This window comes from Algoriphagus sp. (genome assembly GCF_046296635.1).
Lineage (GTDB): Bacteria > Bacteroidota > Bacteroidia > Cytophagales > Cyclobacteriaceae > Algoriphagus.
The window spans coordinates 78878-103127 of the sequence record NZ_JBKBKZ010000013.1; the positions used below are offsets into that span (position 1 = coordinate 78878).

The 24250-nt window shown below is 39.4% G+C and carries 16 protein-coding genes and 1 riboswitch; of the genes, 11 read left to right on the forward strand and 5 right to left on the reverse strand.

The genetic code is table 11. The features are described from left to right. The first annotated feature begins 238 nt into the window (after nucleotides 1-238). From ACK4HU_RS11455 to ACK4HU_RS11480, 6 genes are all read left to right on the forward strand, one after another. Nucleotides 239-2254 (forward strand): alpha amylase C-terminal domain-containing protein, encoded by a 2016-nt coding sequence (locus ACK4HU_RS11455; protein ID WP_409806848.1) that lies wholly within the window; start codon nucleotides 239-241, stop codon nucleotides 2252-2254. 20 nt (nucleotides 2255-2274) lie between these two features. Further along, on the forward strand, nucleotides 2275-3228 hold the full coding sequence (locus ACK4HU_RS11460) for a hypothetical protein (RefSeq protein ID WP_409806850.1): 954 nt from the start codon (nucleotides 2275-2277) through the stop codon (nucleotides 3226-3228). After that, nucleotides 3225-4007 carry a hypothetical protein gene (locus tag ACK4HU_RS11465; protein ID WP_409806852.1) on the forward strand — a complete coding sequence of 261 codons (783 nt, stop codon included), beginning with the start codon at nucleotides 3225-3227 and terminating at the stop codon, nucleotides 4005-4007. Before ACK4HU_RS11460 ends, ACK4HU_RS11465 begins: the two co-directional genes overlap by 4 nt. A gap of 323 nt (nucleotides 4008-4330) precedes the next feature. Then, a complete protein-coding gene (locus tag ACK4HU_RS11470) occupies nucleotides 4331-4504 on the forward strand; it encodes a hypothetical protein (RefSeq protein ID WP_409806854.1) in 174 nt (57 codons plus the stop codon). 489 nt (nucleotides 4505-4993) lie between these two features. Continuing rightward, entirely contained in the window at nucleotides 4994-5485 is a 492-nt protein-coding gene (locus ACK4HU_RS11475; protein WP_409806855.1) for a CIA30 family protein, read from the forward strand. Nucleotides 5486-5882: 397 nt separating this feature from the next. Then, nucleotides 5883-6323: a hypothetical protein gene (locus ACK4HU_RS11480; protein WP_409806857.1), complete on the forward strand. Its 441-nt coding sequence runs from the start codon at nucleotides 5883-5885 to the stop codon at nucleotides 6321-6323. 151 nt (nucleotides 6324-6474) lie between these two features. Here ACK4HU_RS11480 and ACK4HU_RS11485 read toward each other — a convergent pair whose 3' ends face one another. Continuing rightward, nucleotides 6475-6729 carry a hypothetical protein gene (locus ACK4HU_RS11485; RefSeq protein WP_409806858.1) on the reverse strand — a complete coding sequence of 85 codons (255 nt, stop codon included), beginning with the start codon at nucleotides 6727-6729 and terminating at the stop codon, nucleotides 6475-6477. A gap of 505 nt (nucleotides 6730-7234) precedes the next feature. Between ACK4HU_RS11485 and ACK4HU_RS11490 the strand changes: the two genes are divergently transcribed. Together ACK4HU_RS11490 and ACK4HU_RS11495 are read left to right on the forward strand one after the other, a co-directional pair. Then, the gene (locus ACK4HU_RS11490) at nucleotides 7235-7972 is read left to right on the forward strand and encodes a spheroidene monooxygenase (protein ID WP_409806859.1); all 738 of its coding nucleotides are present in this window, start codon (nucleotides 7235-7237) and stop codon (nucleotides 7970-7972) included. A 750-nt stretch (nucleotides 7973-8722) separates the two neighbouring features. Beyond that, nucleotides 8723-11998 carry a two-component regulator propeller domain-containing protein gene (locus ACK4HU_RS11495; RefSeq protein WP_409806861.1) on the forward strand — a complete coding sequence of 1092 codons (3276 nt, stop codon included), beginning with the start codon at nucleotides 8723-8725 and terminating at the stop codon, nucleotides 11996-11998. Nucleotides 11999-12104: 106 nt separating this feature from the next. Here the strand turns inward: ACK4HU_RS11495 and ACK4HU_RS11500 are convergent, their stop codons facing one another. Then, nucleotides 12105-12494, reverse strand: a complete 390-nt coding sequence (locus tag ACK4HU_RS11500; protein WP_409806862.1) for an STAS/SEC14 domain-containing protein — start codon at nucleotides 12492-12494, stop codon at nucleotides 12105-12107. Between the two features lie 517 nt (nucleotides 12495-13011). Between ACK4HU_RS11500 and ACK4HU_RS11505 the strand changes: the two genes are divergently transcribed. Continuing rightward, the gene (locus tag ACK4HU_RS11505) at nucleotides 13012-14484 is read left to right on the forward strand and encodes an alpha-amylase (RefSeq protein ID WP_409806864.1); all 1473 of its coding nucleotides are present in this window, start codon (nucleotides 13012-13014) and stop codon (nucleotides 14482-14484) included. Nucleotides 14485-14648: 164 nt separating this feature from the next. Further along, the gene (locus ACK4HU_RS11510) at nucleotides 14649-15533 is read left to right on the forward strand and encodes a pirin family protein (protein WP_409806865.1); all 885 of its coding nucleotides are present in this window, start codon (nucleotides 14649-14651) and stop codon (nucleotides 15531-15533) included. Between the two features lie 152 nt (nucleotides 15534-15685). On the opposite strand, the gene katG is transcribed toward ACK4HU_RS11510, so the two are convergent. From katG to ACK4HU_RS11525, 3 genes are all read right to left on the reverse strand, one after another. Beyond that, nucleotides 15686-17956 (reverse strand): catalase/peroxidase HPI, encoded by a 2271-nt coding sequence (gene katG / locus ACK4HU_RS11515; protein WP_409806867.1) that lies wholly within the window; start codon nucleotides 17954-17956, stop codon nucleotides 15686-15688. A gap of 152 nt (nucleotides 17957-18108) precedes the next feature. After that, nucleotides 18109-19419: a prolyl oligopeptidase family serine peptidase gene (locus tag ACK4HU_RS11520; RefSeq protein ID WP_409806869.1), complete on the reverse strand. Its 1311-nt coding sequence runs from the start codon at nucleotides 19417-19419 to the stop codon at nucleotides 18109-18111. 173 nt (nucleotides 19420-19592) lie between these two features. After that, entirely contained in the window at nucleotides 19593-20666 is a 1074-nt protein-coding gene (locus ACK4HU_RS11525; RefSeq protein WP_409806870.1) for an acyl-CoA dehydrogenase, read from the reverse strand. A 5-nt stretch (nucleotides 20667-20671) separates the two neighbouring features. Beyond that, nucleotides 20672-20777: riboswitch (TPP riboswitch) on the reverse strand. A 276-nt stretch (nucleotides 20778-21053) separates the two neighbouring features. On the opposite strand from ACK4HU_RS11525, the gene ACK4HU_RS11530 reads away from it, so the two are divergent. Continuing rightward, on the forward strand, nucleotides 21054-24203 hold the full coding sequence (locus tag ACK4HU_RS11530; RefSeq protein ID WP_409806872.1) for an AsmA-like C-terminal region-containing protein: 3150 nt from the start codon (nucleotides 21054-21056) through the stop codon (nucleotides 24201-24203). The last annotated feature ends 47 nt before the right edge of the window (nucleotides 24204-24250 follow it).

The following is a 24250-nucleotide window of genomic DNA, read 5'->3' on the forward strand; positions in this document are numbered from 1 at the left end:
GGGTGTGTCTTGTTTTTATATACCCTGCGGGGGTGTCCTCCGCGCGCGCCCCCCCCCCCCTCTTCTCCCTCCCCGTCCAAAAACCAAAACCCACGGTGGCCGAGCGGAGTCGAGGCCATAATCTTCTTTGATGAACCAATTTCAATAATTTCCTCACAATAAATCTTTGAAAAGAAATCTAGCCCCTTCCTTTCCACCCATTTTTCCCTAATTTCATCCTAGGCATAAATAGTATTTTGTGAAAGAATTAAAAAAATTACCTCTGGTAGTAGATGAGCCCTGGTTGGAGTCTTACGAATCCAAAATAGAGAAGCGTTTTCAAAATTACCAATCCGCTATCCGCGCGATCAACGATTTCTCCGGTAGCATTTTGGAGTTTGCAAGAATGCATGAATTCTATGGAGTGCACTTCGACAAACTTCGAAATGGATGGGTTTATCGGGAATGGGCACCGGCTGCCAAAGCACTTTTTCTGATGGGCGATTTCAACTGGTGGGACAGAAATTCCCATCCTTTGCGAAGCAGTTCCAGAGGTAATTGGGAAATTTTTCTTCCCTATGAAGATTACAAAAACACCTTTACCCACGAAAGTAAAATCAAAGTTCGGGTCATCGGAGCAAATGACATTTCACTGGACCGAATTCCTGCTTACATCCGAAGGGTAGTTCAGGACGAGGCAAGCCATGACTTTGCAGGGCAACTTTGGTTTGAACCGCAGCCATATGAATGGACAGATCAGAATTTCTCCTTGGACGAAGCTGCCAAAATGCCGCTCATCTATGAAGCGCATGTCGGCATGGCTTTGGAAGATGCTAAAGTGGGAACCTATAAAGAATTCGAAGAGCAGATTCTCCCACGCATCAAGGCTGGAGGCTACAATTCCATCCAACTGATGGCTGTGATGGAGCATCCGTATTATGGCTCATTTGGCTATCACGTCTCCAATTTCTTTGCGCCATCGTCACGGTTCGGGACGCCGGAGGAACTCAAATCCCTGATCAACACCGCCCACAACATGGGCATCGCCGTGGTGATGGACATCGTGCATTCACATGCAGTCAAAAATGTGAACGAAGGCCTTAACGAGTTTGATGGCACAGACCATCAATACTTCCACCCCGGCCCAAAAGGCTATCACGAGGGATGGGATTCTAAGCTTTTCGATTATGGAAAATGGGAAGTCCAGCAGTTTCTGCTTTCCAACATCCGCTATTGGATGGAAGAATATCACTTTGACGGGTTCCGATTTGATGGAGCAACTTCTATTATTTATAGCCACCATGGATCGGTTTCATTCGATTCCGCAGAGAAGTACTTCGACGAAGGTGTGGATGAGGACGCTTTACTGTATCTACAACTTGCGAATACACTGATCCATAGCCTAAACCCAAAAGCCCTCTCAATCGCAGAAGAAGTGAGCGGAATGCCGGGACTTTGCCGCAAGGTTGAAGATGGAGGAATCGGCTTCGACTTCCGATTAGCCATGGGAATTCCTGACTATTGGATCAAGACGCTGAAACATAAAATTGATGAACAGTGGGATCTTTTTGAGTTGTGGCACGAATTGTCAAATCGACCCAAACTGGAGAAATCCATTGCCTATGCCGAAAGCCACGACCAAGCACTTGTCGGAGACAAAAGCATTGCATTCTGGCTTATGGACAAGGAAATGTACTTTTCTATGAGCGTGCTAGAGCAAAATCTAGTGGTCGATCGAGGTATCGCCCTGCACAAGATGATCCGCTTGATCACACTCTCTTTGGGAGGTGAAGGATATTTGAACTTTATCGGAAATGAATTCGGGCATCCCGAGTGGGTGGATTTCCCCCGACTGGGTAATGACTGGAGCTACCAATATGCCCGTAGGCAGTGGTCGTTGGTGGATGATCCCCTACTCCGCTATCAGCAGCTGGATAAGTGGGACAAGGTGATGATCCAACTCGCCAAAGACCATAATCTTCTCTCCTCTGCTCCTGGAGTCCAACTCCATCTCGATCCGGATAAGAAGATCTTGGCTTACGAAAGAGGGGGATTGATTTTCATCTTTTCCTTTCATCCTACTGAGTCCTATTTTGGTTTCCCTATCCGAGTACCGGAAGCCGGAACCTATGAACTGATCCTCCATTCCGATGAAAAAATCTATGGTGGCTTCGAGCGCTTGGACAAAACAATTACTTACCCCACAGATAAGGACCAACAGGTATTATTGTACGTACCAAATCGAGTGGTGATGGTGATGGGAAAATTATATTAATAAATAAAAAATTAAAAATTATGCAGATTCTAAATGATATTAAAAACTTTTTTAAGGAATATCCTCTTTATAAAGAATTTGAATATATTAATAATTATATAAGGACTGGAGAAGGAATAGTTGATCCCTTCGATTTTTACCAATTATCGTTTGAGTATTATTGCGAAAACGAACAATCATATAGAACATTTGAAATAAATTTACCGAAATATACCAAAGAGTTTTATGGCAATATGGCCGGAGACAGAATCCCAGAGGATTGCTTCGATGAAAAGAATTACCTAAACTATAATATTCATTTATTAGGTATTTGTAAATCATGCAAAAAAAAACAGGTTGACTTCTTAATAAGAATAAAAAGCAATCAAGAATTTCCAATAAATAAAGATAATATAATGAAATTATCAGAATCCGGAAGTACTCACATAGATATTATTGAAAACAAACAAATAAAAGTTTTTTTAACAAAAATTGGAGTTAATCCAGAATCCAAAGTCAACATTGATAAATCAATTCAAAAATATTTTGACAGGGAAACAAACAATTGGTATTTCAAAGGTGTCAAGCTATATCAACTAGGATTTGGAATAGGTTCATTAGCGTATTTTAGAAGAATTGTAGAAAAGGAATTATTACATATTTTAGAGAATATAAGTAATCTAAATTCATCTGACCCAAAACTTAAAAAATTAATTTCCGATTATGAAAAAACCTCAAAAATTAGTGTTTTATACAACAGCTCATTTCATCTTTTACCCAGATCACTTCAGATCTTAGGAGAAAATCCGTTTGAAATATTATATAGACTGACATCTGAGGGACTACACTCCATCTCCGAGCAGGAAAGCATGAGTAAAGTATTTAATATACATAAATTGTTAGATTTTGTTGTAAAAAAAATAAATGAAGAAAACTCAGAGCTCCAAGAAATAAGAAAAATATTAAATGAATTAAACAACAAAAAACCACAATGAACTTCGATAAAGACGGGAAAAAATTAATTATTTTTGGATTTAAGTATTATTCTTTTTTACTTAAAAGCTTATTCTTTTCGCAAATCATAATACTTGCAATTATTGCTGGGTTTTCAGAAGTGCCTGAAATAGTTAGATTTGGTTATGAGCTCGGAGTATTCTTTGCTCCAATTTCTTCTTCCATAATAATTGGTTTACTTGTTCACTTTTTCACAACTCATCTTGAAAAAACAATGTATTGGATTAATAGCTATAGGGTGTTAGAAACATATTTTGAAGGCCCAAGAAGAGCTATCAAGAATATTTTTTTAAGTTTTTCAGAAAACAAAGAGACTGCTCAGAATTTTGATTTTAATTGTACTAATTTAAATGAATCGTTATATATAGAATTTTCAAAAAAAATAATTAGTACCCGGGAAATTTTCGCATATAACGGTATTAATGATTGGCATCATTCGAATTTAGAAATGGTCATTTCTCAATTTTATAATGACTTGAACAATCGTTACAAATTTGAATCAATAGATCTTGATCCAAATATTAAAAGGAGGTATCTTGATATTGCAACAGTAATTGAAAATAATATCATTCCTCAATTTAATATCAATAATCAAAGCATGTATTCTACCATCAAGCAAATTAAACCGCTTATTAAAATTTTAGAAAAAGCAAATATACTGCTAAGTAAAGATCAATCGTTTAAGGAATCAATGTTATGGTATTCGAACCCACCAATATATGGAAGGAAATCTGAAATCACATTAAAAATACAAATTTAATCCCCACTCTAGGCCTAGTCTACTTTATTTAGGCTTGAATCCCCACTAAGCGTAGTCTACTTCTTTAAGAATTGAAGTTCTTTTGACGCTGGGTGTAATTTTCCCGCCCTACAAGCAGGCCCAAGGCTAATTCCGATCGCTATCGGAATTCTTTACGCCTTGTCCTACCCTCCTATCCTTCCAAATTTGTAATTCGGATAATCTCATAAATTCTGCGACCAAGGCCTTGAATTTTTCCGTAAATTCAAATCAAACATTAAAATCTATGACTACTTCTAGATCTTAAAAAGCATCTGATTCAGCGAATCTCAGAAATTGAGGATATGGCTTTTTTGGAAGTCATCAAGACGATCTTGGACAACAAGTCCCAAATCCTCCATCTAACTTCTGAACAGCGAGAAGAAATTAAGCAATTGCAAGAGCAGATTAATCAAGGAATTTTTATCACTCAGGATCAACTAGATGAAGAATTTGAGAAATGGGCAAACGAAAACTGATTTGGTCACATCTGGCCAAACTTTTTAAAATTACTTTCGACCCCGAAAGGGGTCAAACTTCTCAATAGCCGCGGGCCTGCCTTTGCCGGTAGGCAGGTAAAACCCGTGGAAAAATGATTCCAATTTCGTTTTTCCCACGACCCTGATATGGGTCGAACTTCAAATTGGAATTCTTTAAAGTTCAACCCCCTTTCGGGGTTGCCAAATCTTTCCTTAATATCTTTTCCTTGGGTTGCACCCAAGGCTATTGAAAAGTTCGACGGCTTCACCGTCGGATATTTAAAATATAAAATAAGGGATTGATAGAGTTTTCTTTTTCCCAGCCTTTCAAACTAACCTTTAAGAAAAGAAAACCGCATTAAATAACGTCTTCATTTTCAAAAAGCCGAAACTATTTCTAGCCCAAACGGTTCAAAATTATTACAAGTCTGATCGCACCCCCACAAAACAGACTCCTCTATGAACTTTCTATTTTTAATAACTTTCTTTATGAAGAGCCTAGTATTATTTGATTTTAGTTCTACCTCCGACTGGTCTGTGTGGGAAATAGAAAACGACGTGGTGATGGGTGGAATATCCACCAGCCAACTCACGCGAAGTGAAGAAGGGTATGGAGTTTTCATCGGTAAGGTGTCGCTTGAAAATGACGGCGGATTCGCTTCCATTCAATACCATTTTTCACAGAAAAATATAACTGGCTTTACAAAAGCTGTGATCCGACTCAAGGGAGATGGCAAAGGTTATCAATTCAGGATAAAAGCAGATCTGAAGGAGCGGGCCGACTATATCTATACATTCAAAACTACCGGAGAATGGGAAACCATTGAAATCCTGTTAAACAAAATGGAGCCTTCCTACCGTGGAAATAAACTTAACCAACCTAACTTCAACGCTGATCAAATTCAAGAAGCGAGGTTTATGATCGGAAACGGCAGATCTGAAAGTTTCAGATTGGAGATTGATAAAATCGAATTACAATAATCGAAAAGGATAGCTATTTCAAAAAACCCAATCATCATGTCCCAGCGGAACATCTGTTCGGTAACATCTCCTTGATGAGCTATACCCAGCGTTCCAGCGGAACGTTTCGTGTAAACAAACATTTCTTTCCTTTACCAATCATTCCTACGGAATGACCCCAATTTCAATCACCCCTTTGACTACCGATCCTCCGTTCCCACGGAACGATTTTACTGACTTCCGCTAAATAAGGATCGAATTACAATTTTATTTCACACTTAGTTCAAATATGCCTTTGGGTAGTACTTTGCCTGAGCACTCCTCAAAATCAGTGAATTATGTAACATTTAATAATAATTGTATAAACTTTTTCGCTTAAGAAATATTCATTTTGGCAACTCAAATCAAAGTCAAAAAAATGAACACAAATTTGAATAAGATCGGAAAAAGTGCCCTTTTATCATTAATCCTTGTATTTCTTTTAGCTGGGTGCGCCAAAAAAATAACTTTTTTAAATTCCTCTATCGTGCCAGCGGCTGAGGGAACAGTAGCCATTTCGCAAGACAAAAACCAGAATTACAAGATTGATCTAACTTTAAAAAGGTTGGCTGAGCCAAGTAGGCTTACACCTCCTAAAAAGGTCTATGTGGTCTGGATCGAAACAAATCAAAGTGGTACTCAGAACATTGGACAGCTATCGACCACTACTAAAGGATTGTCAAGCATGTTATCAAGCTCCCTCAGCACTGTTTCACCCCATAGACCATTACGCGTATTTATCACAGCCGAGGACGATGCAGAAGGAAATTATCCTGACATGCCTGTAGTACTTACCACAGGTCCAATCAATATAAAGTAGATCTAACCGTTTGAAAACTGTAGTTTTTCTGAAGGTTTCGGTGGCCAAAGTATTCACACTTTACATATTCTTATGACTGGAGATTTTGTTTAGTACTTTGTTTACTGTTAATTCAATTTACCACAAAATAACCATCTCCATTTAGAGGATTTCACTTACCAAGCATCGCTTGAAGTGAAGGGAAATCAATGGCTTTTAGTAATTCTTCCCGTGTAATCTTAAAGATTGGCTCCTCGAAAACATCGAAATAAATTACCTCATTACTGGGATGATTTTGGGAGTTTTGGATTATAGTAAGCCAGATTTGGTTTGATGGCCCAATTGGCATAAACAAGTTTCTCATCCACAAATCCCTGAAAATCATAGTCCCCTTATTGTGATCAATTATTTCAGACTCGTTGAGCATTTTGGAATTTTGAAGGATTTTATCGACTACAGCTATATTTTTGAGATATTGTTCTTCGCCTAAATCAAACTCCCACTTATACTGCTATGTACTTAGTTCTTTAAACTTGTTTGCCTCAGCAGCATTAGCACCCTTGATTTGTTGATATGACGCTTCGACTACTTTCATGTGTTTATAATTTGATTTATAACGGTCACATGGAATCTTCGCATGAATTATAAACATCCCTCTGTGTGTCGCTTTGGGTCATGCCTGTCTGCCTCAGGCAGGCTCGATTTCATGTGTTTATAATTTGATTTATAACGGTCACATGGAATCTCGCATTTCGCCCCGATAGCCATCGGGGCATCCCAGTGTGTGACGTACTCGTCATGGGCATTTCATATGATTATAAATATTATCCAAAATGAAAAATTGAATTGATAAAAGTGGATAACCTAATTCAAAATTTGGAGTTAATCTTTTATGAGAACAGGTACTATCATTTTCTAAGCTACTTTTTCAAATGGAGTCAACTAAAGAAAAAAAAATCCAGGTGATTACATTTACGCTTTTTCGGTTTGAAGGAAAGCAGGCTTTCTGGATTTTTGGACAAATGCAAAAGTCGATTAAAGACTATAAAAAAGTGGAAGGCTTGGAGTTCTTTAAGCTGATGGGAAGTGGTGGAAAAAATGGTTTTTCCAAAATGTTAAATGTGAATGTTTATGCTTTGCTGGCCGTATGGGAATCAGAAGAAGCTGCCAAAACCTATTTTGAGGATTCAGGCCATTTCGTGGAATTTCAAAGCAGAGCCAAAGAATTCCTGACCATCTACATGAATACCTGTAGATCTCATGGGAAATGGTCCGGGAATAATCCTTTTCAACCCTCCCAAACCTACCAATCAGGTCCCATTGCAGTCATTACTCGCGCTCGGATCAAATTACGCTTTCTTCGCAAATTCTGGAGCTATGTGCCATCTGTCAGCAAAAACATGGAAGACCGAGATGGCTCAATTTTTTCAATTGGAATCGGAGAATATCCTTGGCTGATGCAGGCCACATTTAGCCTTTGGGAGAATGAAGAATCCATGCGCAATTACGCTTATCGCTCAAAGGTCCACAGCGAAGTGATCCAAAAAACTCGAGCCCTTGGTTGGTACAGTGAGGAGCTTTTTGCAAATTTTATTCCTTACAAAACTGTGGGTTCTTGGGAAGATGAAAATCCACTTAAGGGTTTGATAAAAGAAAAGAAATTTTCTTAATCAATTAAAGACAATTACTCGCCAATTTTGAAACGCTCTCTGCTTTTATTCACTAATAGGTGTGGGCTTCAAGTTCTCTAAAACTCCGTGTCTTTTGCCACAAAAGATCAAGGCAGGCTTTGACCAAAAAGTACTAAAGGGTCAAGATTTGCCAAAGACTCCAACTGCAATACGAAATGCAAACACAAATAGTCAAACGCTGGCTCGCTCATTTATGCAGCAGACAGGGGCAAATCCCGCATCCCTGCCCTACTATTAAAGCTCGCATTTTTGAGTATGCATCTCATTTACAAAATCTAACGGTAAACTAGAATCATCTTTGGGAAATCCCTTTTAAATCCTTCACAAAATTCTAAAAAAAGATCAAATCATCTTATTTCCCTACTGGGGATAATAAAGTTATATTTAGTACTACATTGCTGATCATGCAATAAAAAATGTTTTCTGTTACATACTTTTAGCTGATTCTATTACAAAACTTTTTACAAACATTTATTTTATGAAAAAAAATATAATTTTTAACTGATTTTTTATAACTAATTCGGGTAATCATTTGAATTAGCTACCAAAACTCGAGAATAGCATAATCTGTTTTTATACCATATATTCGATTGAAAACGTGCTATAGATTAAAATATTAGCTTGTTTGTAGTAAAAAAATCAACCTTTTAAACATCGGTTGACTGCCCAAAAATCGACAAGAAAATAGAGATTTTCAAGATTATTCTATTTCTACTTAAAATGGCCAAATTGAGATCATTCATAATCATTTTATTGGCACTAACTACTTTGTTTATAACAAAGGTATATAGCCAAACTAAAGAAGAAAAACCTGATTTAAAATTTCAAAGAATCTTTGAAGGACTCCTCAACAATCGTACTTCGACTATTTTACAGGATAAACTTGGATACATCTGGGCAGGTACTTTTAGCGGCCTTCATAAGTATAATGGCTTGAGTTTTCAAGTGTACACATCCAGTATAAATACGAGCACCATCAATGACAATTACATCGGATCAATTTTCGAGGATAGTCGCAGCCAACTATGGATTGGAACTGGCAATGGTGTTTCGTTGTATAATAGGACTACCGATGATTTTACCCGATTCAAACTTCAATCTGAATTGCAGGTTCAAGGTGGAGAAAATAATATGGTCAATACCATACTTGAAGATAAGGCAGGAATAATCTGGGTCTCCAGTGTAGCTTCCGGATTATTCTATTTTGATCGCCAGCAACGAAAATTTTCACCTTATAAGTTGGACAAACCAATAGCCATCAGTGCTATGACGGCTGAGGGTAAGGACATTTTGTGGTTGGCAACGTGGAACCATGGCTTAGTAAAATTGAACACCTCAACAGGTCAAACAGAATATTTCATTCATGATCCCAATAACCCCTATTCAATCAGTTCCAACACACTGAAAGCGATTAGTCTGGATAATCAGGGAAACTTATGGATAGGAGCAAGAAGCGAGGGTCTCAACAGGATGCTGGTGAAAGAAGGTAAAATAAGCTTTGCCAGGTATTACCACGAGCCGGAAAACCCGCTTAGTTTGTACAACAACTCGATTTATAGTATATACATAGATAGAAAGGGAAATCTGTGGACATGCAACGAAAACGGTGGCCTACACCTCTACAATAAAGAAAAAGATGCCTTCTATCGGTATCTCCATGACCCAAAAAACCCCAAAAGCCTAAATCATAATTCAATCTGGAATATATTCCAAGACAATCAAGATCGATATTGGGTCGGAACGGCTCAGTCAGGCATCAACTTGTCTGATCCTTATTCCTCCAAATTCGCCCACTATTTCAAAAACCCACTCAATCCTGAAGGTCTTAACAATGATATTATTCGGGATTTCTGGGAAACAAAAAATGGAAATATCTGGGTTGGAACTGATGGTGGTGGGTTGAATTACTTTGATAGAACCACAGGAACTTTTAAAATCTATAAAAACAATCCCAAAAACCCAGCATCTCTAAGTTCTGACGCTGTGATCAGCCTAAATGAAGATAAGAATGGAAAGCTTTGGGTAGGAACTTGGTCGGGCGGCCTCAACATTTTATTGGATGAGAAAAGGGGGACATTTATCGGCTTTAAGGAATGGATCAATAATTTCGAATATCCCATAGAACACGTATTTGACACTCATTTCGATGAAAATTATTTATGGATAGCGGCTTTTGATGAAGGTCTGTATCGATATGACCTAAAAACAAAAGAACTTAAACTTTTTGAGAAAAATGGCGCTGAAGGGATATCCTCCAATCAGGTCATCCGGATTTTTGAGGATAGTAAAAAAAACCTTTGGATAGGTACCCAATCCGGTTTGAACTTAATTCACGCTATTGATAAAGTAAAGGGGAAATTCAAAGTTTACCAACCCTCTGAATCAAATCCTTTCAGCATACCAAGCAATGCTATCCGGCAAATCTTTGAAGATAAAAATCAGAACATCTGGATCGCAACAGATAAGGGGCTCTCACAATACCATCAGGAAAATGATAGTTTTATTACCTACACCCAATCAGATGGTTTGCCTGTAAATGAAATCAATTCAATTGTGGAAGATGATCGTGGTTTTCTATGGATAGGCACTATCATGGGGATTGCAAGATTTGATCCGGTCAGCGGAGTCTTCTCCAATTTCGACAAGCATGACGGCTTGCAAGGAAACGAGTTTTCAAGGTATTCGGTACTCAAAACCAAAAAAGGCGAACTTCTTTTTGGAGGTATTAATGGTTTTAATCTTTTCCATCCAGACCATCTAAACATCAATCCCCATGCCCCTGTCGTGTACCTGACAGACCTTAAAATATTCAATCAATCTGTAAATTTTAAAGCTTCGGAGTCCCCTTTACAAAAACATATTTCCACTACCGACACACTGATTGTTTCCCATAAGGAGAATGTACTCACGTTTGACTTTATAGCCCTTGATTACACCAATCCAGCGCAAAATAAATATGCATATTATTTGGAGGGTTTTGAAAAAGAATGGAATTATGTAGGAAATCAACGAAATGCCACCTACACAAATCTCAACCCCGGTACATACGTATTTCGGGTCAAAGCAGCCAACAGTGACGGGGTTTGGAATGAGACAGGCAAGGCACTGGTCCTGATTATTACACCGCCATTTTGGAAGACACCGTGGTTTATCATCACGGTCACTTTCCTTGTTATTGCACTCCTAGTCCTCGGCTTTAAACTTCGAATCCGTGCTATCAAAGCACAAAACAGACAACTTGAAAACACTGTAGAAGAGCGTACAACCATGCTCAAATATTCCAACAGTGAATTAAAAAAACACATCAGCGATAAAGATAAGCTCCTGTGCATTATCGGACATGACCTGAGAAACCCCTTTTTTTCGATCATTGGCTATATGGAGCTTTTGGAGGAAGAATTTGAAAAAAACCATAGTACAGAGCATTTAGAAAATATCCGACATCTTCTAAATGTCTCAAGAAACACACATAATCTGCTTGAAAATCTCTTGCAATGGGCAATCAAGGAAACCAAAGTATTTGAAATAAAAGCTGAGGTAATTAATATGTGTCAGCTTGTCGACACAGCAATAAGCACGGTTTCATCCCAAGCAGATTATAAAAAAATCACCCTGGAAAAATCCTGTTTAGATGATCTATTTATTCACGCTGACCAGAATATGATTCTGACGGTGCTAAGAAATCTAATTTCCAATGCCATTAAGTTTTCAAACCAAAATTCCAAAATAGAAATCTTCGTTCGGGAAGATTCTGGAAATATTATAACGTCCGTTCGAGATTACGGTACGGGTATGGAAGAATCCGTGCTTAATCGACTATTTTCTAAATCGAAAAACCAACAACGTGGTACCATGGGAGAAGTGGGAACTGGCTTGGGATTGGTACTCTGTCAGGAAATTATCCAAATACATGCAGGCGCAATCTGGGCAGAAAGCACATTTGGAATGGGGAGCACATTTAACTTCTCTATCTGCAGCTACAATCATGCTGAAATAGCGGTCTAACACGAAATATTCAATAGAAAATCTATTGCGGAATCATCCGCCGCAGCGGACAAAATCAGTTATAACGCTTCACTTTTTGAAGGAGAGTTATACATAAACAGAAAAATTAATTTAGCTCAAGGCTATTGACCCATTCCTCGGCATCAATCTCTTTTTCAAAAACCTTAAATGGAACAGGTTGCTTTTGTAGTGAAAAAATCACTCTCAGAATTGCTCGAATAGCTGCATTGGGAATGATATAGGCTGTACCAGCACAAAAATCCTTCATCAAGCTATCGTTTTCCCTAAGCCAATTTGCCTGGATTTTTTGATGGGGAAATGCCGGAATACTGGCTCTGGAAGCATCAAAAATGATCGCTAACCTGTTTTCTGTTCGATAGCAGGATTTCATTTGATCTAAGTATGCTTGAAAGTTTTGGTCTGTACTTTTGTTTCCTGTAAAATCAATCCTGATGATTGGAAATTCTGATTCGTCAATGATTGCATAGCTGTCCATAACTGAGGAACAGGATTTTCATCAAAGAGTTTTGTAAAAACTTACAGGAAACAATTATTGAAATTCATCTAAATTAGGTTTTCCCCACAAAAGGCAAAAAGACCCAACTTTGAGGTAAACTATTCAAAAGGTTACCACTGATCCAAAAGCAATCTTTAAAAGTTGAATAAAAAATTTAAACTTTTCATAAATCAAAATATCTGCTTCTTCTATAAGGATAGGGCTTTCATCAAGTTTATATGTTTATTACTAAAGAATTTTAGGATACAGGGCATGATTCCTGTTTTATAGTGGATTTGATTGGTCCAAAAAAGAGTCGGACTACTATTGTTTATAGTTTGCTGAAAATTATGGGAATTAATCCCAACCCACCGAGGTAATAAGTAACTGAATAATGAGTTTTTATCTATTGAAAAAACCACTACTTATAATCATACTTTACTCCATTGTGTATTTCCTTACTGGATAAGCATCAATTAATTAACAATGGAAGCGAATTTTTAAAAAAGAAAAATACATGACCGAGCAAAACGGAGTGATGATGCAGTTTTTCCACTGGTACACACCAAATGATGGAAATCTTTGGAACCAACTTGCGGAAAGTGCCCAATCTCTTGGAGAAAAAGGGATTACTAGTATTTGGCTACCTCCTGCTTACAAAGGATCAAGTGGTGGATACGATACAGGATATGGTGTTTACGATCTCTTTGATTTGGGTGAATTTGATCAAAAAGGAACTGTCCGAACTAAATATGGAACTAAAGATGAATATCTCAATGCAATAAAAACCGCTCAATCCAACGGAATACAAGTGTATGCGGACATAGTTTTCAATCACAAAATGGGTGCAGATCAAGAAGAAAAATTTCTAGCGACACCCTACAGCTCCGAAGACCACGATGAATCCATAGGGGAAAAGCAGGAGATCATGGCATGGACTCATTTTACATTCCCAGGTAGAAACGGGAAATATTCAAAGTTGCAATGGCATTGGTGGCACTTCTCTGCCACAGATCTTAACACTTACAATCATGATATGCAAGCTGTATTTCTTTTTGATGGAAAGACATTTGGAGAGGAAGATCCCGCCGAAGGCAATGTGGATTACTTGATGGGCTGTAATGTGGACACCAATAATCCGGATGTCCGCACTGAACTTTTATACTGGGGAGAATGGTATCTTGAAACCACCGGTATCGATGGATTCAGAATCGACGCGATGAAACACCTCGATTTTGATTTTATAATAGACTGGATCAATCACCTTCGAGCTAAAACTGACAAGAACCTATTTGCGGTTGGTGAATATTGGACTGGTCATACCGAGGCGATCGATCAATTCATCCAAAAGACAGCCGGAAATACGATGCTTTTTGATGTCAATCTCCATTTTAATTTTTCACGAGCGAGCAAAGAGGGATCTTCTTTTAACCTTGGGAAAATTTTTGAAAATACGCTGGTTCAAAGTAATCAAGACCTTGCCGTTACTTTTGTCAGTAATCATGATACTCAACCACTTCAGGAACTGGAATCTGTGGTGGAAAAATGGTTTAAGCCCTTAGCTTATGCGCTTATTTTACTGAGGAAATCAGGCTATCCCTGCATTTTTACGGCTGATTATTATGGGGCTCATTACACGGATAAAGGTAAAGATGGGCTTGATCACGAAATCTGGATGGATAGTCATCAAGATCTTTTGGATGGATTTCTCTACGCCAGAAAGACCTACTGCTTTGGTCCTCAATACGATTACCTGGACGACCCTTCCTGCATCGGATGGACAAGAGCAAGTAATGAACGAAATCCTTCGGGGATGGCGGTGATCCTCAGCACAGGTGATTTTGCCAGTAAAAACATGGAAACTGGATCACCAAACACGAAATATTATGACTTAACAGGCCATGTACAGGATGAAATTTTCACCAATGAATCTGGCTGGGGAGAATTTAGATGCAATGCTGGTTCCGTTTCGGTTTGGATTCCTAAATAAGGCATTCCGATGTCTGGATACATGGCAAACCGACTAGTTTGATAAATTTATCGGAATCACAGAAAAGGAACTGATGCTCAAAATTGCATCAAAAAACCTTCGATATAGTAAGCCTTTTTGGCCAAAAAAAGCCATTTTTGAGATTAGCCAATATTCTTTTAATCATGTCTAATATCCAACTCATCATCGAGGAACGCGCTGCATCTATCGGTAAGTTTCTTGTTGGCCGCCTACTTCCTTTCAGACAAAAACGAATGATCGGCCCATTCATTTATATTGATCACATGGGGCCAGTGAAGCTCAATGAGCGGGAACAAATGGATATTCTCCCTCATCCGCACATCGGATTATCCACACTGACTTTCCTTTTCGAAGGCAGCATTATGCATCGAGACACTTTGGGTAATGCTGTTGAAATCAAGCCCGGCGCAGTCAATTGGATGACAGCAGGTAAAGGAATCGTCCACTCCGAGCGCACACCGGAATACTTACGCAGTGAAGATAAAACCATGCACGGGCTTCAGATTTGGGTGGCTTTGCCTAAAGAATTGGAGCAAATGGAGCCTGAGTTTTTCCATATTGAGTCCCATCAACTGCCGACATGGAAAGTCGGAAATGCCAACCTAAAACTGGTAGCAGGAGAAGTCATGGGACATCGATCAGCAGTGCCCGTTAACAGCAAGCTGTATATGCTGGAAATCAAAAGTCAGGAAAAGCAGATCCTTAACTTGGGAGAACATCTTTTCGGAGAAAGTGGACTTTATATCCTCAAAGGGGGGATCGAAAGTGAAAGCAATCGATTTGGACCAAAACAAATCCTGGTGGCTAAGGATGCATCTTTATGTGAGTTTACAATTGAAGCAGACAGCACGATCTACATATTTGGGGGGGAAGCCTTCCCTGAGGAACGTTTTATCGACTGGAATTTTGTGGCAACCAGCAAGGAACTTATACAGAAAGCTAAAGAAAAATGGATTCTCCAGGAATTTGATAAAATCCCCGGTGATGAGAAAGAATTTGTCCCTTATCCCACTTTTTCCAAAAAATAAACCAAGGCCAAGATAATTTCAGTTACATGCTTGTCCAATACACAAGATCCTGACTAGTTCAATGAATAAAGAGACTGAAATTATGGGTCTGGACTAATCAAAAAAAGCGGTCCCTTTCGGAACCGCTTCTATTGTGATAACAACTATTACAGTTAAGCTAAGTCGAATCGGTCTAGGTTCATTACCTTATTCCAAGCTGCAACAAAGTCAGTCACAAACTTTTCTCTACCGTCCTCACAAGCATAGACTTCGGCTAAAGCTCTCAACTCCGAGTTTGATCCAAAGATCAAATCAACTCTCGTACCGGTCCACTTTGGTTCACCGGTTTTACGATCGCTTCCTACGAAGATATTTTGAGCATCTGAAGTCGGTCTCCAAGTCGTACCCATATCCAACAAATTCAAGAAGTAGTCATTGGTCAAAGTTTCAGGACGAGTAGTGAATACGCCATGCTTTGATTTGTCAAAATTGGCATTCAATACGCGCATTCCACCAACCAAGGCCGTCATTTCCGGTGAAGTAAGATTCAGAAGCTGTGCTTTGTCAACAAGCATTTCTTCTGCGGTCGCTTTATTTTTTGAGTTAAAATAATTGCGGAAACCATCTGCTTTTGGCTCCATGAATTCGAAAGATTCAATCTCAGTATCCTCCTGAGAGGCATCCATACGACCTGGAGTGAATGGAACACTGATATTAAATCCAGCTGCCTTGGCAGCCTTCTCCACAGCTGCACAACCTGCAAGGACGATCAAGTCTGCTAAAGAAACTTTTTTGTTGCCAGACTGATTGCTGTTGAATTCTCCTTGGATACTTTCCAATGTTCCCAATACTTGGGATAGCTGAGCAGGGTTGTTAGCTTCCCAGTTTTTCATCGGAGTGAGGCGGATACGAGCCCCATTGGCACCACCACGCTTGTCCGATCCACGGAAACTTGAAGCTGAGGCCCAAGCAGTAGAAACCAATTCAGAAACAGAGAGGCCTGATGCCAAAATGTTGGCTTTCAAACCTGCAATATCTGAGGAATCTACCAATTCATGATTTACAGCAGGAATTGGATCTTGCCAGATCAAATCTTCAGCTGGCACTTCTGGACCTAAGTATCGAGATTTTGGTCCCATATCTCTATGGGTTAATTTAAACCAAGCTTTCGCAAAAGCGTCTGCAAACTCTTCTGGGTTTTCGAGGAAATGTCTGGAAACTTTCTCATATGCTGGATCCATTCTCAACGCAACGTCCGTCGTGAGCATGAATGGCTTGTGGAATTTGCCGGGAATGTGGGCATCAGGAATAATTGCTTCTGAGTTTTTTGCTTCCCACTGATGTGCTCCCGCTGGGCTTTTTACTAATTCCCACTCGTATTGGAATAGAAACTTGAAGTAATCATGACCCCACTTGGCTGGAGTTGAAGTCCATGCTCCTTCCAGTCCGGAAGTGATGGTATCAGCACCATGTCCAGTTCCGTAGGAGTTTTTCCAACCCATTCCCATTTCTTCGATACTTGCACCTTCTGGCTCAGCACCTACATATTTTATTGGATCAGCAGCACCGTGTGTTTTACCGAATGTGTGACCACCTGCAATCAAGGCAACCGTTTCGTAATCATTCATTGCCATACGGCCAAAAGTCACTCGAATGTCGTGCGCTGCTCCAAGTGGATCAGGTTGACCCTTTGGTCCTTCTGGATTGACATAGATCAGACCCATGTGCGAGGCTCCAAGTGGGTACTCTAGTTCACGTGCTCCGGTAAATCGCTTGTCGTCACCCATCCATTCACCTTCTGAACCCCAATAGATATCTTCGGCCGGTTCCCAAACATCCGCACGACCACCTGCGAAACCATAGGTCTCAAAGCCCATTGTTTCCAAGGCGACATTACCTGTTAGAATCATTAAATCTGCCCAAGAAAGTTTCTTTCCATACTTTTTCTTGATTGGCCAAAGTAAAAAATGTGCCTTGTCAAGGTTGGCATTATCAGGCCAGCTGTTGAGCGGTGCAAAACGTTGTGTTCCGAATCCCGCTCCGCCGCGGCCATCCTGTACCCGGTAAGTACCGGCACTATGCCAAGCCATTCGGATCATAAATGGACCATAATGACCGTAGTCAGCCGGCCACCAATCCTGAGAGGTTTGTAATACGTCAGCGATATCTCGTTTTACTGCTGCGAGATCCAGGGATTTGAATTCCTCAGCATAGTTGAAATCCTTCTCCATTGGATTGGAGAGTGAAGAATGCTGACGCAAAATATTTAATTTTAACTGATTTGGCCACCAGTCGCGGTTTCTTGGTCCTGCTCCTGCAGCTTGTGAAAGCTGACCATTGTGAAATGGGCATTTCGAAATGTCGCCACTTCTACTGACATGAGAACTGTTGCTGTCATCATTGATTTCATCAAGGATTGAGTCATTTCCGTTGTCGTTGTTCATAGTATATTTAGTTTTATTTTAATTTTCTATTTCAAATTTAACAATTACTCGCTGTATATAAATATTTTTTCGATTGATAAAAACTATGACTCTTGTCAGGGAAATAGTCCCTTATGTTTGGACATTGTTAGTAATACCTAAAAATCAATTCGTTACTTTTTTTGAGCCGAAAGCCATTCCATAATACTTACAGGCCTTCCATTTACCAAGACTGGAGAACCATCAAAATCTGTCCGAGCTAAATTAGCATGGGAATAAATCCAAGACCAATGACCATTATACTGATAGTCCTTTCCACCATAAAATCCGGTGATATCAGTTACGTTGTCATAATAGGTAAAAACCACGTTTTTAGCACCTGCCTTTTTGAGTCGATGATAAAGTGGTACAACGGTCTCATCCGGTTTGGTTGTCATATCATCTTTGGAATGTATAAACCACATCGGCACATTCTTGATTTTCTGAACTTGAGCATCCGTAATGAATTCGTTGCCGTAGGCTAAAGCCGAAATATATCCGGCTGCAAAATAATCCGGATGCTCCATGATCAATTTCAAAGACATATATCCTCCGTTGGAGCAACCACCGACATAAATTCTTTTTGCATCAATTTTAGAATTGGATTTCACATAGTCCTGAATCAAAGCCATCAGAGCCACATTGTACATATCATTAGTCTGCCCACGAGTCATTCCATCAGCACCTTGCATCCAGAAAGTAGGTGCCTGAGGAACTAAAACATAGGCTCCGTCACCAAAAAACTGCTGTATTTCCGGCGAAGCATAATTGGCAGCACGGTTACCCAAAAGCGCAATAGTAGGATCAAATCCACCTTCACCTCCACCGTGAAGCCAAATGATAAGTGGCGCTTTTTCTTTGACCATTTTTGGAGCAAAAGCGGCATAAGACATCGTTAGGGACTCACTATGCTTGAATTTCCCATTAAGATCAAACTGATCAACCAAAGGCATAATTCGGTCTTTTTCGGTATTCCAAACCTTTCCCGATGAAGTTTGTACCACAGTGAGTTTGTAATCTATCCAGACATTTCCCTTGGCTCTGAAATATTGTATCGGTGATCCAATTGGGTGAATTGGACTTACACCAAGAATAAGTGTCACAAATTCGCCACTTTCGGTGCGGTTTCCTTTTGCGTCTGAAACATAAGAATAGACGACAGATCTGGTTCCGGAAGCCGTAGCAGGTGAAATTTCCCCGTCATTAGAATTTCGTGAAGCATAAACTGCAAATTCTGAAGAATTAGTTTCTTTGACAGTTTCTCCCATACTTAGGACAACCTTATTGACAGCAGGTCCCCAGTCAAAACCTTCGATCACGAGTGTATATTCTCCAGCAAATGGCGGAGTCACTTCCTCGTGCAGAGGTTCTGAGAGGATTTTTGCGTTCACTACAATTGCTGAGAAAAGCAGTAGAAACAGGCAAAGCGAACTGAGCTTTAGCATAGGTTTGAATTTGGGGTTTTTGGTGAGTTAAGAGGAATCAAAAGTTAATCAATCACTAGAATTTAAGAGAACTTATTATGTGAATGGGGAAAAAATCAGGTGAAAAAGCATCTCCATTTGGGATACTTTTTCACCTGATTTTTTTGGATAAATATTACAGGAGGATTCCATCTTCAAAATGGAAAAATCAGCAGGGAATGCTGGCTTACTGTGTTAAAATCTCGCCACACTCGATTGAGCTCTGTGTGTGTTTTTGCTGCTTCCAATCCTGCAAAAGGATATAGTCTACCTGAAATCTCCCGGCAGCTTTGAGTTAATTTCCGGCTGGATTTGCTCACTTTTTTAAGATTGAATTTTGAAATTTTCCCTTCCTTTTGAAGTTCCTTCCAAGACAACTCCACTTCTTCATAAAACTCTTTTTTCAGACTTTTCAATTTCTTGTTTTGTTTTTCGGATACTTTCTTGAAGTAGTTTAAATGTCTTTTATCATACTGTCTATAGTCATTTCGCTTCCAAAAAGTCTCCTCAATCAGGTCAACCAAATGACGCGTAATTCCAAGGATATTTACAGTCAAAGTCGCCTCAGCAAACTGCAAAAAGGGGTACCGATAAATCGGATCCGGCAAGGTTACTTTTTCAGGTAAAATCTCAAATGCTCTATTGACTGGAATTCTCAAATTCTCAGTCTTGAAAGCATGACTTCCTGTAGCGATCATTCCCATATAACTCCATCCATCGAGGATCTCCACTTCATCTCTTTTTAGGATTAAAGCCTTGACAATGGGATTCCCTTTTTTGTCTAAAACCGGAAACCCATTTTCCAATAGCTCACAATTTGCGGTAAAATGAGTCGCATGTAAAGCTCCTGATGCATAGGTCCAAGATCCTGAAATCGTGTATGAATCCCCCTGCAAATCAGCTTTTCCTCCGACATACCCACTTCCTGCAAGACAAACTTTAGGATCGGAAAAAATCTCAGAGCCAAGGTTTGGATCCAAAAAACCCACAAACCATCCCGCACCTGCACAGAGCGTCACAGTCCAACCTAAACTCCCATCGAGTTTGGCTAACTTTTCCTCCAGCCTCAATGCCTCTGGAAATGCTAATTCCAAGCCTCCCAGCTCTTTTGGAACGAAGAGTTTGAACAAGTTTTGATCATAGATTTCCTGGAGCCACTCCCCAGTTATGTGGCCCAATTTCTCCGACTTTGCCGCAAGCTCAGCATCAAACAGTTTGGAATTCTTCATAGTGTTTTTAGAGTTCGTTCCCTACGCCGGCATTACCCGGATCAGGTGCTCAGCAATCACTTACTTATAGGGTATGTTCTCAGCCCGTCATATTAGGGCACCCCTTTTTTTGAACCTTTAAATATACAGTCTGTGTCAGATAAAGGCCTACTTTTTAAAAAATGCAATTTATGATCAGCGCAAAAAAATGGCTGGCACTTGAAAAATTAACCAAACTTAAAAACCATTTTGCACTTGAATCGGTACAAAGAAACTAATCAATTTGCATTGCATTTGTTTGAATTTGCCTGAATGCAACACTGCTTTCAACTTGATTTTGAATAATTCACATATCCGTAATTTGTCATTTTCTACAAGTCATCTGGCTAGAAAAGCGAACGCCAAAGAATGAAAAAACCAGTAAAAATCCTTCTGATTGTCACTCTAATACCTGTTTTTTTTGTCCTGACTGTAGTTGGACTAGTGTACAAAAATCAGGATCTGATCGTTCAACAAGCGATTGAGAAAATAAATGAAGAATTTGTTGGCCATCTGGAGTTAGAAGATTCTCATGTCGCCCCTTTTGCAAATTTCCCCTACGTATCCATCGATCTTGAAAATGTGAAATTCTATGAGTCCAAGGCCAAGGATACGCCTCCTCTGTACGAAGCCTCAGATATTTACCTTGGATTCAATTTAATTGATCTCCTTCGAGGAATTTATCATATAGAAAAGATTAGGGTCCAATCTGGCCATTTAGATGTGATTCGATATTCTAATGGCGACATCAACCTGCTCCTCGCTAAAGGAGTTAGAACAGATCCTGCTGACACTACGGAGTCGAGCTTTTACTTCGATCTTAAAAATTTCATCATTGAAGATTTTACCATTCTTTATAAAGAGCAAAGTGCTGGGCAAGAAATTGTAGCCAAAATCGAGAAACTAGACTCTAAAATAAGGGTTTCAGAAGATCATCTTTTCCTAAATATAGTAGGAGATCTTATACTTGATATTGATGAAAATAAGGAGCATACATTCTTTTATGACAAAGAAATTAGTCTTGATTTGGAAATTGATTTCGATCAAACCACACAATTACTTGAAATCACACCGAGTTTTTTCGAATTGCAAAAGTCACGTTTTGGAATTTCTGGGACAGTAGACATTGACGATGAACTTAATACCAACTTGAAGTTGGAAGGGCAAAAGCCCGATTTTAATCTTTTTGCAGCCTTTGCGCCAAAAGAAGTGGGCGATGCCCTAAAAATCTACCAAAACGAGGGAGATATTTATTTCACCGGCACGGTGGTTGGAAAGGCTGGAAACGGAAACACTCCCGCGGTAAATGTGGAATTTGGATGTGAAAACGCATGGTTTCTCAAAACTGATGTAGGCAAGCGAGTTGAGGACCTTCGATTTACGGGATTCTTCACCAATGGGAGCGAGCGAACGCTGGAAACTAGTGAAATTCAACTAAATAACTTCTTCGTCCGACCTGAGGAAGGTGCTTTTGAGGGCACATTTGTTATCAGGAACTTCAAAGATCCTTACATCAAAGTCGATCTGCATGCGGATCTGGATTTGGAGTTTCTCAGTGCTTTTTTTGACGTGGTAGTATTGGATGGACTGAAAGGGAAAGTGGTCGTTGATATGCATTTCAATGAAATTGTAGATTTGACACTACCTGCCGAAAATCTCGCCCATCTCAAGGAAGGAATTGACAGCGAAATCACGGTCAGCAATCTCAGTTTCAAACTGCCAAACCATCCAATTCCGATAACCAATGCAAATATGCGTGCGGAAATGCGCTCAGGAAGCATTATTCTGGACACTTTACACTTTAGACTCGGCGATTCCGACATCAAAATAAAAGGTGATCTAAATGACTTCCCTGCGGTATTTCATGGTTTTAATTCTCCGGTAAAGGCTTCTTTTGTTGCTTCAAGCAAGCAGCTTAACCTCAAGGAACTATTGGCTTTTAACAAAACTTTGGCAGATTCAACTTCCGAGGAAATTTCTGATTTTTCGATCAAACTAGCCTTTACCACTACTGGTGCTCAGCTTTCCAACTTTGAGTATTTGCCTTTGGGTGAGTTTTTCATCGAAGACTTTTTCGCCAAACTAAATCACTATGACCATACTTTTCATGATTTTCATGCGGACTTAATGATCAGGGAAAATAACCTGGAGCTCAAAGATTTTTCAGGATACATAGACAAGACAGATTTTCACTTTTCTGGACTAGTTGAAAATTACACCAAATGGTTTCAACCGATCAAAAAAGGTGACAGCAGTTTTGAGTTTGATCTGACCTCTGATTTGCTTCATCCTGCAGATCTGCTTACTTACCAAGGGACTAATTACCTACCGGAAGAATACAGAACGGAGGAATTTCAAAACCTCAAGCTCCATGGAAAGCTTGACCTTCACTATGACAGCACCTTTAAATCGGCAGACTTATACCTGACAGAATTAAGTACTCGGATGAAACTTCACCCTTTGAAATTGGAAAAGTTTGCGGGTCGGATTCACTTTGAAGATGAGCATCTTCAAGTTCAAAATTTTTCAGGGATGATGGGCAAAAGTGACTTTAAGGTTAATCTGACGTGGTATTTAGGAGAGGATTCTACTCTTCAAAAAAGAGACAATGTATTTGAATTGACTTCATCCAAGCTGGACTTGGACGCACTCATGAATTACAGCACAGAAAATACGAATGAAAAAGGGCACGAAGAGGCATTCAATATTTTTAAAATTCCTTTTTCCGATTTGAGATTTAAAGCTGCTGTCAAGGAATTGAATTACCATACTTATTGGCTAAAGGATTTTTCATTTTCAGGAAGGATGACTCCGGATCATTTCATTTACCTCGATGATTTGGAAGTACATGTCGCAGACGGAAAATTGAATATCAATGGCTATTTCAATGGTTCTGACCCTGATGAGATCTACTTTTTCAGCAAAATGAAAGCCGAGAAACTGGACTTGGACAAGTTGATGGTGAAGTTTGAAAATTTCGGTCAGGATCATTTTATAAATGAAAACCTGCATGGAAAAGTCAGTGGAACCATAGAAAGTAAATTTTTGGTTTACCCTGATTTTACTCCAATCATAGAAAAAAGCTCCGCTACTATGGAGTTAATCGTTTTTGATGGAAGCCTTGTAAATTTTGCCCCATTGCAAGCTATGTCGGGATATTTTAAGGATAAAAACCTCAAACAAGTCAGGTTCGATACACTCCAAAACACCTTTGAATTGAACAATGGGGTGCTGAATATTCCGAAAATGAATATCAATTCCAGTTTGGGATTTATAGAAATCGCAGGAAAACAAAGTTTAGATCTCAGCATGGATTACTTTCTCAGGATTCCATTGAATCTTGTCACTCAGGTTGGATTTCAATCCTTGTTCGGAGGGAAAAAGCGAGAAGAAATTGATCCCGACCAGGAAGACGCTATCGTATATCGCAACACAGACAAGCGAGTCAGGTTTGTCAACATTAATCTGACCGGCACTCCGGAGGAGTACAAAATCTCTCTCAAAAAAGATAAAAATTAAAGATCTTCTTTGAGCAAAACGACTCAGCTTAATGCAAAGGAGGTTTA